Origin of the sequence: Staphylococcus agnetis, assembly GCF_011466855.1 — a bacterium.
In the GTDB taxonomy this organism is placed as follows: domain Bacteria; phylum Bacillota; class Bacilli; order Staphylococcales; family Staphylococcaceae; genus Staphylococcus; species Staphylococcus agnetis.
In genome coordinates this window covers 1,628,109-1,643,334 of record NZ_CP045927.1, presented here as the reverse complement: position 1 = coordinate 1,643,334, position 15,226 = coordinate 1,628,109, and the positions used below count along the sequence as shown (strand labels likewise).

The window sequence follows — 15,226 nt, the reverse complement described above, 5'->3', positions numbered from 1 at the left end:
AGTTTAGAATACGATTTGGAGGCGGACTTATGTCAAAAGAAGCTTTATGTATTATATACGGCGGAAAAAGTGCCGAACATGATGTGTCTATTTTAACAGCACAAAATGTTTTAAATGCAATTGATAAAGAGCAGTATCAAATTGACATTATTTACATTACAAATGAAGGTATTTGGAGAAAGAAAGAGAATATTACTAATGAAATTACTGACATTAACGGACTACATTTAGATGCTTCACTTGAGGGTGAAATTTCTTCAATGTTAACACGTAGTAGTCTAGGTGGACGCTATGATGTTGTTTTTCCGTTATTACATGGCCCGAATGGAGAAGATGGTACGATTCAGGGATTATTTGAAGTGCTCGACTTGCCATATGTTGGTAATGGGGTGCTTGCAGCTTCAAGTTCAATGGATAAACTTGTAATGAAACAATTATTTGCACAACGTGGTTTACCACAGCTGCCATATGTGAGTTTTTTACGTAGCGAATATGAAAAATACCAACATAACATTTTGAAACTGGTACAGGATAAATTAGAATTTCCAGTATTTGTAAAACCTGCGAATTTAGGATCAAGTGTAGGGATTAGTAAATGTTCAAATGAAGCAGAGTTAATCCAAGGGATTGAAGAAGCATTTCTTTTTGACCGTAAACTTGTTATTGAACAAGGCGTTAATGCAAGAGAAATTGAAGTTGCTGTACTTGGTAATGATTACCCTGAAACGACATGGCCAGGAGAAGTCATAAAAGATGTCGCGTTCTATGATTACAAGTCGAAATATAAAGATGGTAAAGTACAACTGTCTATTCCTGCTGATTTAGATGAGGAAGTACAAATGACATTACGTAATATGGCAGTTGAAGCGTTTAAAGCAACAGATTGTTCAGGTATTCTCCGCGCAGATTTCTTCGTTACAGAGGATGATCAAATTTATATTAATGAAACCAATGCAATGCCTGGATTCACTGCGTATAGTATGTATCCGAAATTATGGGAAAATATGGGCGTTTCTTATCCAGAATTAATTACAAAACTGATTACATTAGCGAAAGAACGTCACCAAGATAAACAAAAAAATAAGCACAAAATTGATTAGAAGGTGACACGATGATTGACATAAGCTTACAACAACTCAAAACGTGGATTGATTGTGAAATCGATGAACAATATTTAACGCATACGATTAAAGGTGTGACTATTGATTCGCGTAACGTCCAACAAGGCCAACTTTTCATACCATTCAAGGGCGAAAATGTAGATGGTCACCAATATTGTGAACAAGCATTGAATAAAGGGGCAGGTGCAACATTCTTCCAATCAGACAGTGAGATTGAGGTGCCTCAAAATGGTCCTGTCATTTTTGTTAAAGATGCTTTAGACGCACTACAGCAATTGGCAAAAGCCTATATCCTAGCCGTAAACCCTACAGTTATTGCTGTAACAGGGTCAAATGGTAAAACAACAACGAAAGATATGATTGAGCATACATTGAAAGCAAATTATCGTGTAAAAAAAACGATAGGTAATTATAATAATGAAATTGGCTTACCTTTAACCATTTTAGAGTTAGATAACGATACAGAAGTGTCTATTTTAGAAATGGGTATGTCAGGCTTTCATGAAATAGAGTTATTGTCTCATATCGCTCAACCTGATTTTGCTGTTATCACAAACATCGGTGAATCTCATATGCAAGATTTAGGCTCTAGAGAGGGTATTGCCAAAGCTAAATTTGAAATCGTTTCTGGAATGAAACCTCATGGTAAATTAATTTATGATGGCGATGAGCCTTTACTAAAGCCACATATTGAGACTTTAAATGAGGCACAATGCATGAGTGTCGGGTTAAATCGGGATAATCAAATGCGTTGTAAAATTTTATCTCATGACGAGCATGGCATTTCGTTTTCAATCAATAATGAGGTCGACTATCAATTACCAATTATTGGAGCGCATAATATGCGTAATGCAGCCATCGCAATCACGATTGCGTCATTACTCGGCGTAGATCATCAAACAATTCAAACTCAATTGAATGATTTAAAACTCACAGGTATGCGCATGCAAAAATTTGAAGCGCCTAATGGTGCTACCGTTATTAACGATGCTTATAATGCAAGTCCTACAAGTATGAAAGCTGCAATTGATACGTTAAGTCAAATGAATGGACGTAAAGTTTTAATTTTTGGCGATGTACTTGAACTAGGTGAACAATCAAAAGCACTCCACATGAGTGTTGGACATTACTTAGAAGACAAAAATATCGACATGCTCTATACGTATGGAGAAGCGGCGCGCGATATTCACGAAAAAGGGAAGCGTCACGTACAAGAAGCCATACATTTTAGTGATAAATCGCAAATGATTAAATACGTTAAATCGATATTAAATTCACAGGATAAAGTATTGGTTAAAGGATCGCGTGGTATGAAATTGGAAGAAGTCGTCGATGGTTTAATCACTATTGATGCAAAATAAAAATTAAACAAAACATGACATCATAACGTCTTAAATGACTATAGATGTCATGTTTTTTATATCGTACTTTGAATATGTCTATAATCGTGTGCAAAAAGGCAATTGATAGAAAACATCAACGACAGTAATGAAGAAATGATGAGGCTTGCAGTTAGTATTTTTAAAGTGAAATAAATACGCATCTAAGCGATATGAGTTAAGATTGGTTTATTGCGCATTTGGTTTACAGGTGTTAATATGGAGAAGTTGGAAAAATCATTATTGAGATAAATTATGAGAATAAACATTCCAAAAAAGGAGAATGACTTTGCAAAATTTTACAAGCTTAGGTGTTTCAGAACGTACAGCTGAAACATTAGAGTCGATGGGATTTACGGAACCTACACCGATACAAAAGGATAGCATTCCATCTGCTCTTAAAAATTTAGATATTTTGGGCCAAGCACAAACAGGAACAGGTAAAACAGGTGCATTTGGTATCCCATTAATAGAGAAAGTAGTGGGCCAAGAAGGTGTGCGCGCTCTGATTTTAGCACCGACACGTGAACTTGCAATGCAAGTAGCAGAACAATTACGTGAATTTAGCCGTGGGCAAAAAGTACAAGTTGTAACGGTATTTGGTGGCATGCCGATCGATCGACAAATTAAATCATTAAAGCGTGGGCCTCAAATTGTCGTAGGTACACCTGGACGTGTGATTGATCATTTAAATCGTCGTACGCTTAAAACACAAGATGTAGAAACGTTAATTTTAGATGAAGCAGACGAAATGATGAACATGGGCTTTATTGATGATATGCGCTACATAATGGATAAATTACCAGCCGAGAATCGTCAAACAATGTTGTTCTCAGCAACAATGCCTAGAGCAATTCAAGAACTTGTTCAGAAGTTCATGAAATCACCGCAAATCATTAAAACCATGAACAATGAATTATCTGATCCTCAAATTGATGAGTTTTATACAATTGTGAAAGAACTAGAAAAATTTGACACTTTCACAAACTTCTTAGATGTGCATCAACCAGAACTTGCTATCGTTTTTGGCCGTACAAAGCGTCGCGTTGATGAATTAACAAGTGCGCTTTTATCGAAGGGATATAAAGCAGAAGGTTTACATGGGGATATTACGCAAGCAAAACGATTAGAAGTTTTGAAAAAATTTAAAAATGATCAAATCGATATCCTTGTTGCAACAGATGTTGCCGCACGTGGACTAGATATTTCTGGTGTAAGCCATGTCTATAACTTTGATATTCCTCAAGATACTGAAAGTTACACACACCGTATTGGTCGTACAGGACGTGCAGGAAAACAAGGTATGGCGGTAACATTTGTAAATCCAATCGAAATGGATTACATTCGTCAAATCGAACAAGCGAACCGTCGTCAAATGCGTGCATTACGTCCACCACACCGTAAAGAAGTGTTACGTGCACGTGAAGAAGAAATTAAATCAAAAGTTGAGAATTGGATGGCTGCAACGAAAGAACCACGTGTTGAAAGTATCGCGCAACAATTACTTGAAGTGTACGATCACTCTGATTTAGTGACAGCACTATTACAAGAACTAGTGGAGTCAAATGATGAAGTTGAAGTACAACTTACCTTTGAAAAGCCTCTTGCACGTAAAAACCGTCAACCAAAAGGTAATCGTAAAGGCGGTAGTGGCAAACGTCATGCGAAGTCAAGACGTGGCAACAAATCAGGTTTCAGTAAAAAAGGTAACAATCACAAAGAAAAACGTGAATCTAAAGTGAAAAAGGGACGCACATTCGCAGATCATCAAAAATAGTGTGTGAGATCGTTTCTTTGCTAGAACCATCTCAATGGATAAAAGAGCATGATTTAACATAAAGAAGGGCTGAGACAAAGCAGACCTGTTAATTAAAATAAGCCAGCAAAATTCATTTTGTACATGAACTTTGCTGGCTATTATTTATCTATATAAATTAATTTAGTCTTAGTGATGGACACTATGATGAATTGTGATTGATTCCTTAGCCGAGACTTCTGAGGCATTTAGCCGCAACCGAAAATCCATTTTGAGAGCAAAATCTAAGAGATTTTTGCTCCCTAGTTGAAGTAAGGCGTCTAGAAAAGCGAGGCGTTAGGGACAATCATAGGTTTAATGATTTATGTCTCAGCCGTTTTTGTTTAAGTTTAATGATATCGCGATGATAATGACGATGTGAGATTGATATTAAATTCTATGATATATTCGATACAATTTTAATGTATGCTATAATCATAATAATATTTGGTAAAGGAGATATGTATGTTGAAAGGATCGATGTTAAAACCATCCAAAGCTACACTTTCTTATAGTATCACAAGCAACGTCCTTCAATTGCTAGTTGAGATTTGTGTTTTATCCGTTCTGTTGTATTGCGCTCACCTATTTGCTTGGCATATCGTATGGACGTATGTACTCGTGATATGTCTCGTATTAAATATCATCATGCGTACTGTTTATCCGATTGTTTCCTATCATTTTTATACATACCGCATTCACACTAAGGTCGTTGAAATTCGTAAAAATGTTTGGTTTCAACACTACCAAGCAATTAAAATTGAACGGATTCAATATATAGAAAATGTGACCAATCCATTAGCTACATATTATAAATTAAAAAAATTAAAAATAACGACTGCAGGACATGAAATCGCTTTACCTTATTTATTAGAGACTCAAGCGAATGATATCGCAATACACTGTATGACTGTTTTAGAAAGGGGTGAGGATGATGTATAATCCACAAAAATTACATCCCATTTCATATATCACAGGGTTAATTGAGGCTATCAAACAAAATATTTTCGTGTTTATTATTTTCATCTTTTTTCAACTTGATAGCTTTAAGTGGTATGATATTTGGAGTTATGTTGTCCCAGGTATCTTTTTTATTGTCTTCTTAATTAGTTTTTGTATCAACATCGTACGTGTATATAAAACGCGCTATTGGATAGAGGATGATTACTTTATTGTTACAACGGGTGTGTTTAACCTCGAACGTAAAGAATTACATATCAAACGCATTCAATCCATCGATGCGAATCAATCTATCATTAACCGTATTTTTGGTGGTGTCAATTTACAACTTAAAACGCCTAGTGACAGTATTGAATTGGATACCATTACTCAGTTACAAAGTGAGCGTATTCGTGAAGAAGTTGAAAAAGTAAAAGGTCATTTACATCAAACCTCACAACAAGAGTATCTGGAGAATACAGTATCAAACGCGCATTATGAAGCCGAGGTACTCTTTACATTATCAACTAAAAATTTGTTGTTTATGGCTATGACAAGTGGTGCAATTTTAGTGACGCTAGCTACGGTAGGACCGATTATTGGTACATTCCAAAACAATATTGATTGGAATTGGCTATTTGGAAGTGTAAATCATGTATTTAACCATCAAGTGTATGCTACTATAATTATTTTAAGCATTATATTGGTCGTCAGTTATATCATTGGTGTCATCATCACGATGATAAAATATTATGGATTTACGCTACATCGACATGGTGACTACTTGCATATGAAATTTGGATTACTCAATATACGCCGAATGACAATACCTATTACTAGAATTCAGGCCGTTGTTGAAGACCGTTCTTTCATGAGAACGTTGTTTGGCTATACGTCTTATGCGTATATTATTACGAGCGATCACGCAGTTAAAGAAGATGAACATTCAAATGGTAAAGTGATGATTTTACCATTTATTGAACGTCGTTTAGCACAACATATCATTGCAGACATCACACCACACCTTCAATTTAATCCAATTACAACCGGCTTACCGTGGCGTGGGTTTCATCGTCGCTTTTGGATTATAAGTGTCATGCTCATTGGATGTGCCACATTAGGGCATTTTTACTATAGCCCATGGATTTGGCTACCAACGCTGTTGATTATTGGCTACACAATCTTTCATAGTTATGTGGCTATCCACCAGTCGGGCGTTGCTATAAATGAGTCCCAAATGTCATTAAAACAAGTAACGTTATTTGGTTATCGCACCTCATATTTTAAACGCGACAAAGTCATTGGTTATCGTCAAAGTGCGCATCCATTGATGCAAAAAGCAAACCTAAGTCATTTTGCATTTTTAGTAGCAAAAGGAAATACAAATGAGAAGATTGGATTACGTTTTCATGATGTCAACACAGTTGCACGTTATCGAAAGTGGTATACCAATGGAGGTGGTCGTGATGAAAACAATGCATAAGCAAGGCTTACGTGTATTAAAGATTAGAGGCATACTGTATACGTGCATCTGTCTCAGTTTTGCTACGGGTTACATGTTGAGCGCATACTTTTTAAAGTGGCCATCATTTAAAACCATGATGATTGTTAGTATTGTCCTCGTCATATTATTAGCATTGTACTTTATCTTCGTGGCGCCACGTTATCGATATGCAATTTTTAAATATCAATATGATGAACATAGAATATTTATACAAAAAGGCTTATTTTTTATTAAACAAACCCATGTCCCTTTATATCGCATTCAAAATGTAGAAATTGAAGAAGGATGGATTATGAGACGTTATCATCTTGCTAATATATTAATGCATACTGCAGGAGGTTTAGTTTCAGTAAAATTAATTCATAAAGATGAAGCGCAAAAATTAAATGCTTTCATTAGACAACATGGTATGATTGATGAGAGTGGTGCATTGCATCAAAGATTAGAGGCTAACACGTCAGATGAATAATGATTGAATGTCGTAGTCATTCTTAAGTCCAATGAAAATAAAAAAGATATTTGAGAAAATGAGGGAAACTAATGATTTATGGTATCGGTATCGATTTAGTGGAAATCAACCGTTTAAAAGAAGTGTTGAAACGACAAGCACGTTTTCCAGAGCGCATTTTATCAGCTAAAGAATTAGAGCGATTTAATAGTTTTAAACTTGAAAAACGCCAGCTTGAATTTCTTGCTGGACGATTTGCATGTAAAGAAGCAATGAGTAAAGCCTTAGGAACAGGTCTTGGCGAAAACATAGCATTTAAAGATATTCACTGTGAAAATGATCAAAATGGTAAACCCACAATCGCATATAAAGATTTCACCGTTCATGTGTCTATTTCACATACAGAACATTATGCAGTGAGCCAAGTCATTATAGAACAATAAGTGCTTTAGAGCAGAGTAAAAGATTAAAATCATCTAATATAGATGTGTTTTAGATGTCTCTGCTCATATTTGTTAAGAGAGATTGATTTTAGGAAGGTGACAATTGTGTCAGATAAATATTTTCGTTCAACGGAATTAACCATTGATTTAGATGCGATAACAGATAATTACCATGCATTAGTAAAATTGCAACCAAATAAATTGATAATGCCAGTTGTAAAAGCAAATGCATACGGCTTGGGTAGTATCCAAATCGCGACACATTTACGTGATTTAGGTGCGGAGTTTTTCTGTGTTGCCACTTTAGATGAAGCAATTGAATTAAGAATGCATGGTATCAAAGAGAAGATTTTAATTTTATCAAGTGTACCGCCACATGCTATTAATAAAGCAATTCAACATCGTGTAGCCATAGGCGTTCCATCGAAAGAATGGCTTGAACGAGCGATTGCACATATAGACGAAGAGGCTAAAAAAAATGTATGGATGCATATTAAACTTGATACAGGTATGAATCGTTTAGGCATTAAAGATGCAGAGACATATCATGAGGTAATACAACTCATTGAACAACACCCTAATTTAAAATTCGAAGGCGTGTTCTCACATTTTTCATCTGCCGACGTTGATAATGATACATCTAAATTACAATATGAACGATTTAAAACACTCGTCGAAAGTACACAACAACCCCCTTATGTACACATTCAAAATTCAGCTGGCGCTTTAAGATTTGATCCATCAATTTGTAACGCATTTCGTCCAGGCATTGCACTATATGGCTATTATCCTTCATCATTTATTGAGGAAAAAGTGACTGCTAAATTAAGGCCATCTTTGCAATGGACCTCGGCGATAACGCAAGTGAAAACGTTAGAACCTGGTGAAAACATTGGATATGGTGAAACGTATACAGCTGAAAAAGCGATGACAATTGCCTTGTTACCTGTAGGGTATGCAGATGGCTATATACGTAGTATGCAAGGCAGTGATGTAAAGGTCAATGGACATCAATGTAAAGTAGTAGGGCGTGTAAGTATGGATCAAACGGCGATTCATGTACCCGAAACGACACAACCAGGAGATATTGTAACGTTAATAGAGCCTATAGCACATTCTCCTCAATCAGTCGAAGCATTAGCGACACAACAAAATACTATAAATTATGAAGTTTTATGCAATTTGAGTAGACGCGTTGCAAGAATATACAAAACACAACAATTGTGTGAAATATCCAACGAATTATTAAAATAGTATGGTTATTATATAGGATTTTTGATATCATAAAATGGAATCAAGGAAAATTATATCTGTTTTATTGATATGGAGGTCCTACTTATGTCAGCATTCTATCAAATAAGAGGTAAAAGCTTAGAACAATCATTAAAAGAAGGGTATGTTCAGATGGCGGATTTAAATCTCTCCCTAGCAACTGAAGCATACTCAGTCGAGTGTGAAGCTTGTGACTGTAACGAAACACACTTATTATCTAACAATAAGGATGACTAAATGAAACGTGGCGACGTTTATTTAGCAGATTTATCGCCAGTTCAAGGGTCGGAACAAGGGGGAGTCAGACCTGTCGTTATCATTCAAAATGATACTGGCAATAAGTATAGTCCAACGGTTATAGTAGCTGCAATTACTGGACGCATTAATAAAGCAAAAATTCCAACACATGTTGAAATTGAAAAACATAAATATAAGCTCGATAAAGATTCAGTTATCTTATTAGAACAAATAAGAACTGTCGATAAAAAGAGACTTAAAGAAAAGTTGACATATCTTTCAGATAAAAAGATGAAAGAAGTGAACGCTGCACTTGGAATTAGTCTAGGATTGCACATGAACCAACATAAATAGGCTTTAGGATTTGTATTTCCTAAAGCCTTTTACCATGTTACAAAAGGGGGGAAGTCCATTTGACGCATCAAAATGAAGTGCGCTACTTTGATTTAGTAGATGCATTTATAAAAGATAAAAATAAAAGCCAGACACTTCAAACGGCGCGGAGTTATGCGGACCATATTACTGGAAAAGGTGTCACACCAGAAGATATCGTTCGAATGCATAAGAAATATGCAGAAGAACATCAACTTTCCCATGGCCAACTTGTAGATAGTATGGATGTACTAGAAAAAGTAATATCTAGTTTTGGTTTTAATTACACAGATTATAAAGATTTAATTGACCGAATGGAAATTCATGATAAAGAGTTAGACGTTGCATCTCGACTTCAACAAACAATGTTAAAAACAGAAATTCCTCAATTTGATAGCATTCAAATCGGTGTTATATCTGTTGCTGCACAACGTGTAAGTGGTGACTATTTCAATTTAATAGATCATAAAGATGGCACGATGAGTTTTGCTGTAGCAGACGTCATTGGTAAAGGTATTCCTGCTGCATTAGCCATGAGTATGATTAAGTTTGGTATGGATTCTTATGGGCATTCGCAATTACCTAATGATGGTTTGAAGCGGTTGAACCGAGTTGTCGAGAAAAACGTTAACCAAAATATGTTCATTACGATGTTTTATGGCTTATATGAAGAAATGAATCATATTTTATATTGCAGTTCAGCTGGACACGAGCCAGGGTACATTTTCCGAGCAGAAGAAAATGAATTTGAAGAAATTGATGTGAGGGGCCGGATTTTAGGTGTGAGCCCTCACATAAGATACGATCAAAAAGAAATTAAAATCAATATTAACGATCTCATTATCATTTTTACTGATGGTGTTACCGAAATACGTCATGAAGATGGAGATTTTATAAATAAAAATAAACTGCTTGAATTCATAAAAGGCTATAAAGAATTACATCCTCAAGACATTGTGCAATTATTATACGAAAAGTTGTTACGTCTACATAAAGAAGGTAAACGCGACGACCTAACAATATTAATTATTAAAAGAGTCAATTAATTTCTATAAATTTAGATTAAAGCAACATAGAAGTGGGTAAAATCCCGTAGTAGAGTATATTTGTAGGAGTGTAAATAATAATGAACCTTAATATAGAATCGCAAAAACATGAACACTATTATGACATCGCAGTCAGTGGAGAATTGGATGTTGCTACTGTACCTGAACTAGAGAAAGTTTTAGTACCAATTAGACAAGCAGGTACGCATGACATTCATGTAAATTTAGAAAACCTATCTTATATGGATTCAACAGGTTTAGGTCTCTTTGTAGGCACATTAAAGTCTTTAAATCAAAATAACAAGGAATTATATATACTAGGTGTAAATGACCGAATTAAAAGATTATTTGAAATAACAGGGTTAAATGATTTAATGCATGTGAATGAAGGGACGGAGGTCGAATAACTATGTCACAAAAAAATGATTTTATTGAAATGAGACTTCCAGCATCAGCAGAATATGTAAGTTTAATACGATTGACATTGTCTGGCGTATTTACTCAAGCGGGTGCATCATACGATGATATTGAAGATGCTAAAATCGCTGTAAGTGAAGCCGTTACGAATGCTGTAAAACATGCATATAAAGATAAAAAAGAAAAAGGTTATATTAACATCGGTTTTGAAAAATGTGATACCCATATTAAAATTATCGTTTCGGATCAAGGAGAAAGTTTCAATTATCAAGAGACGAAACAACAACTAGGCCCATACAAAGAGAATGAGAATATTGATTTCTTACGTGAAGGTGGCTTAGGGTTGTTCTTAATTGAGTCGTTAATGGATGAAGTTACAGTAGATAAAGAAACTGGTGTAACAATTAGTATGATCAAGTATATAAAAAAAGAGCAGGTGCGAAACAATGACGAAAGAGTCGAAATCAGCTAATTTTGTTTCACCTGAACAAATCAACGACTGGATTAAGCAACACCAAGAGCATCAAGATGAAGTTGCACAAGAAAAGCTTGTCATGCATTATGAAAAACTCATCGAATCTTTAGCATATAAATATTCTAAAGGACAATCACATCATGAAGATCTAGTACAAGTTGGTATGGTGGGACTGATAGGTGCTATCAATCGATTTGATCTTTCTTTTGATCGTAAATTTGAAGCATTTTTAGTTCCAACAGTGATTGGTGAAATTAAAAGATATTTACGTGACAAAACATGGAGTGTGCACGTTCCACGTCGCATTAAAGAAATTGGTCCTAGAATTAAAAAAGTCAGCGATGAACTTACGAATGAGCTTGAACGCTCACCTTCCATTTCAGAAATCGCAGCACGCTTAGAAGTGACAGAAGAAGAGGTTTTAGAAGCTATGGAAATGGGACAAAGTTATAACGCATTAAGTGTCGACCATTCGATTGAAGCGGATAAAGATGGTTCAACTGTAACGTTGTTAGACATTATGGGAAGCCAAGATGATAATTATGACTTGACTGAAAAACGCATGATTTTAGAGCGTATCATTCCGATACTTTCAGACCGAGAACGTGAAATTATTCAATGTACGTTTATTGACGGTTTAAGTCAAAAAGAAACGGGTGAGCGTATTGGATTAAGCCAAATGCATGTCTCTCGTTTACAACGCACAGCGATAAAAAAATTACAAGAAGCAGCAAGAAAGTAAAAGTGATGCGGTTAAGAACGTTTAATAGAAATATGTCATTATATATATATATCAATATCCGTGGGTCACACTATGAAACACATTAAAAGTGTTACCGCGGTTTTTTTATAAGTTCATACTAAAATAGCTGAGACTTTATAGGTCTCAGCTATTTTATGTGATAACGACATCATTATCAAACTTTAAATATCAATGTTAAAATAAGAATGTAATTATAAAGAAAGTGGTGAACATCTTGGCAAATGCATTAGTCCAAGCAATACATAATGAGTATCAATTCTCTATCAAACAAATCGAAGCAGTTTTAAAACTTTTAGAAGATAAAAACACTGTACCATTTATCGCACGTTATCGAAAAGAAATGACTGATGGCTTAGATGAAGTTGAAATTAAAAAAATTGCAGATGAATTTAACTATCTGCAAAACCTTCAAAAACGTAAAGATGAAGTTATACATAGTATTGAGCAACAAGGCTTATTAACAGAAACTTTGAAACAAGACATTTTGAAGCAAACGAAGCTTCAACGTGTTGAAGATTTATACCGACCATATAAACAAAAAAAGAAAACAAGAGCAACAGAAGCGAAAAGAAAAGGATTGGCGCCTTTAGCAAAATGGATTGATGCGCAAAATGAAACGGAAAGCATTGATATACGAGCAAAACAATTTATCAATGAGGAAGTGCCTACAATTGAAGCGGCAATTTTAGGCGCACAAGATATCATTGCAGAACGTATTGCAGACCATCCACAATATCGACAGCGTATACTTAATGAAACACAGCAACATGGTGTAATAACAGCTACAAAAAAGAAAAATGCTGTAGATGAAAATGAAATTTTTGCAATGTATTATAATTATTCTGAGCCTTTAAAACGTTTAGCCAATCACCGAATTTTAGCTATGAATCGCGGTGAAAAAGAGAAAATATTAGCTATTAAAATTGATGTGGATCAATCACTGATTATTGATCATATTAAGCATTCTGAAATTATGGGGGATAACCCATTATCACATATCGTTAAAAATGCAATAGAAGATGCGATGAAACGCTTGATTTTTCCATCTATAGAACGTGAAATACGTACGGACCTTACAAAACGAGCAGAAGATAGTGCGATAGAAGTGTTTAGTAAAAATCTCAAACAATTGTTATTACAACCACCATTAAAACAAAAACAAATTTTAGGTATTGATCCTGCCTATAGGACAGGTTGTAAACTGGCAGTTATTAATTCTATGGGCTCATTTGTAGCAAAATCTGTCATGTATCCACACCCACCAGTTTCCAAAATGAAAGATGCAGAACGCATATTTTTAAATATCATTAACACGTACGATATTGATTTGATTGCAATAGGTAATGGCACAGCGAGTCGAGAAACAGAACAATTCGTAGCAAATATGATACAAACGCACGGTTTGAAAGTTCAATATATTATCGTGAATGAAGCGGGTGCATCAGTCTATTCTGCGTCTGATATAGCAAGACAAGAGTTCCCAGATTTTCAAGTAGAAGAACGTAGTGCAGTGTCAATTGGTCGCCGTGTACAAGATCCATTAAGTGAGCTTGTTAAAATAGACCCTAAATCAATAGGGGTGGGACAATATCAACATGATGTGAATCAAAAACAATTAGGTGAAGCGCTCGATTTTGTTGTTGAAACGGCTGTAAACCAAGTAGGTGTCAATGTTAATACTGCTTCAAGTACTTTATTGCAACATGTTGCGGGATTGTCAAAACCAATAGCAAATAACATTATTCAATATAGAGAAGAAAACGGTAAGATTACACATCATAAAGAAATCAATAAAGTGAAACGATTAGGTCAAAAAACCTTTGAGCAAAGTATCGGATTTTTAAGAATTGTAGATGGAGAAGAGCCATTAGATAACACACCCATCCATCCAGAAAGTTACGCTGTAACATATCAATTATTAGATGAACTCAATATTGATGTTGCAGAATTAGGCAGTAAGCAACATCAACAAACCTTTGAAAACTTAAATATAGAAGCTTGTGCAGAAAAGTTAAATATTGGTGTGCCAACTCTGGAGGATATAGTTCAAGCGCTTATGGCACCGAACCGAGATCCACGTGATGAATATGAAACGCCTCAACTTAAATCAGATGTATTATCCATTGAAGATTTAACAAAAGGTATGAAATTAAATGGTACTGTAAGAAACGTCGTAGATTTTGGTGCTTTTGTAGATATTGGTGTGAAACAAGATGGTTTGGTGCATATTTCTAAATTGGCGAAACGTTTTGTGAAACATCCTATGGATATTGTCAGTGTAGGCGATATTGTTGAAGTATGGGTAGAGCGCATTGATGTTGATAAAGGAAAAGTCGCACTCACAATGATTGATCCTAATGGACAATGAGACTTTACAATCACGAGCTGAATCTATCGCGCTAACCTATTTTGAACGTCCATTTATACATCGGATTTATTTTAATCACCGCCTACGAACAACTGGAGGACGATATTTATTAAAGTCACACGATATAGAGATAAACCCGAAACAGTACGAACATTTTGGAGAGGCAGCGATTGATGCGATTATAAAACATGAATTGTGTCATTATTTTCTTCATCTAGATGGAAAAGGATATCAACATAGAGATTCAGATTTTAAAAAATTAAGTCAAATGGTTCATGCCCCTCGATTCTGTATACCTACAGAAACGTACCGTGAACGTGCGAATTATGAATACATGTGTACAAAGTGTCATCAAAAATTTTTGAGAATCCGAAAAGTAAACACCAGAAAGATGAGATGTGGACGTTGTGGCGGTGGGTTGAAAATAACGTCGTATTTATCATAATTTGATTAGTAAGTATCTTATCTTTCATAGAAAAGGGTAAAGATTCCGTTTGAAAGGAATTTTTATCCTTTTTTTAAGAAATAAAGGTTATTGACTTTGCATATTTTGATACGTATAATAATAAAAGTCGTCACAGTAATTATGACGCACTTATGTGAAAATGATTGTTGACTTCATGAGGTAAATAAGTTATGATTTAATA

The 15,226-nt window shown here is 35.1% G+C and carries 16 protein-coding genes; all 16 read left to right on the top strand.

Annotated features, from left to right (window positions below):
• The first annotated feature begins 29 nt into the window (after positions 1 to 29).
• The 16 genes from GJE18_RS08365 (at position 30) to GJE18_RS08290 (ending at position 15,024) form a co-directional block, all read left to right on the top strand.
• A complete protein-coding gene (locus tag GJE18_RS08365; RefSeq protein ID WP_060551522.1) occupies positions 30 to 1,100 on the top strand; it encodes a D-alanine--D-alanine ligase in 1,071 nt (356 codons plus the stop codon).
• An 11-nt stretch (positions 1,101 to 1,111) separates the two neighbouring features.
• A complete protein-coding gene (locus GJE18_RS08360) occupies positions 1,112 to 2,482 on the top strand; it encodes a UDP-N-acetylmuramoyl-tripeptide--D-alanyl-D-alanine ligase (protein WP_107368557.1) in 1,371 nt (456 codons plus the stop codon).
• A gap of 307 nt (positions 2,483 to 2,789) precedes the next feature.
• The gene (gene cshA / locus GJE18_RS08355) at positions 2,790 to 4,277 is read left to right on the top strand and encodes a degradosome RNA helicase CshA (RefSeq protein ID WP_060551520.1); all 1,488 of its coding nucleotides are present in this window, start codon (positions 2,790 to 2,792) and stop codon (positions 4,275 to 4,277) included.
• A 483-nt stretch (positions 4,278 to 4,760) separates the two neighbouring features.
• Positions 4,761 to 5,237, top strand: coding sequence for a PH domain-containing protein (locus tag GJE18_RS08350; RefSeq protein ID WP_060551519.1), 477 nt, complete (start codon positions 4,761 to 4,763; stop codon positions 5,235 to 5,237).
• Complete coding sequence (locus GJE18_RS08345; protein ID WP_060551518.1) at positions 5,230 to 6,717, top strand: PH domain-containing protein; 1,488 nt, start codon at positions 5,230 to 5,232, stop codon at positions 6,715 to 6,717. Before GJE18_RS08350 ends, GJE18_RS08345 begins: the two co-directional genes overlap by 8 nt.
• On the top strand, positions 6,701 to 7,207 hold the full coding sequence (locus GJE18_RS08340) for a PH domain-containing protein (protein WP_157951749.1): 507 nt from the start codon (positions 6,701 to 6,703) through the stop codon (positions 7,205 to 7,207). Before GJE18_RS08345 ends, GJE18_RS08340 begins: the two co-directional genes overlap by 17 nt.
• A 71-nt stretch (positions 7,208 to 7,278) precedes the next feature.
• Positions 7,279 to 7,629, top strand: a complete 351-nt coding sequence (gene acpS, locus GJE18_RS08335; RefSeq protein ID WP_060551516.1) for a holo-ACP synthase — start codon at positions 7,279 to 7,281, stop codon at positions 7,627 to 7,629.
• 105 nt (positions 7,630 to 7,734) lie between these two features.
• A complete protein-coding gene (gene alr, locus GJE18_RS08330; protein ID WP_165886133.1) occupies positions 7,735 to 8,883 on the top strand; it encodes an alanine racemase in 1,149 nt (382 codons plus the stop codon).
• An 84-nt stretch (positions 8,884 to 8,967) separates the two neighbouring features.
• Positions 8,968 to 9,138, top strand: a complete 171-nt coding sequence (gene mazE, locus GJE18_RS08325; RefSeq protein WP_060551514.1) for a type II toxin-antitoxin system antitoxin MazE — start codon at positions 8,968 to 8,970, stop codon at positions 9,136 to 9,138.
• Positions 9,139 to 9,492: a type II toxin-antitoxin system PemK/MazF family toxin gene (locus tag GJE18_RS08320; RefSeq protein WP_037567539.1), complete on the top strand. Its 354-nt coding sequence runs from the start codon at positions 9,139 to 9,141 to the stop codon at positions 9,490 to 9,492. It begins immediately after the preceding gene.
• A 59-nt stretch (positions 9,493 to 9,551) separates the two neighbouring features.
• Positions 9,552 to 10,556: a SpoIIE family protein phosphatase gene (locus tag GJE18_RS08315; RefSeq protein ID WP_060551513.1), complete on the top strand. Its 1,005-nt coding sequence runs from the start codon at positions 9,552 to 9,554 to the stop codon at positions 10,554 to 10,556.
• A gap of 80 nt (positions 10,557 to 10,636) precedes the next feature.
• Positions 10,637 to 10,963, top strand: a complete 327-nt coding sequence (locus tag GJE18_RS08310; RefSeq protein ID WP_037567545.1) for an anti-sigma factor antagonist — start codon at positions 10,637 to 10,639, stop codon at positions 10,961 to 10,963.
• A 2-nt stretch (positions 10,964 to 10,965) separates the two neighbouring features.
• Positions 10,966 to 11,445 (top strand): anti-sigma B factor RsbW, encoded by a 480-nt coding sequence (gene rsbW / locus GJE18_RS08305; RefSeq protein WP_037567547.1) that lies wholly within the window; start codon positions 10,966 to 10,968, stop codon positions 11,443 to 11,445.
• Complete coding sequence (sigB, locus tag GJE18_RS08300) at positions 11,420 to 12,190, top strand: RNA polymerase sigma factor SigB (RefSeq protein WP_060551512.1); 771 nt, start codon at positions 11,420 to 11,422, stop codon at positions 12,188 to 12,190. The genes rsbW and sigB overlap by 26 nt, the downstream gene beginning before the upstream one ends.
• A 235-nt stretch (positions 12,191 to 12,425) precedes the next feature.
• Positions 12,426 to 14,579, top strand: coding sequence for a Tex family protein (locus GJE18_RS08295; protein ID WP_107376519.1), 2,154 nt, complete (start codon positions 12,426 to 12,428; stop codon positions 14,577 to 14,579).
• A complete protein-coding gene (locus GJE18_RS08290) occupies positions 14,569 to 15,024 on the top strand; it encodes a SprT family protein (protein ID WP_165886132.1) in 456 nt (151 codons plus the stop codon). Before GJE18_RS08295 ends, GJE18_RS08290 begins: the two co-directional genes overlap by 11 nt.
• The last annotated feature ends 202 nt before the right edge of the window (positions 15,025 to 15,226 follow it).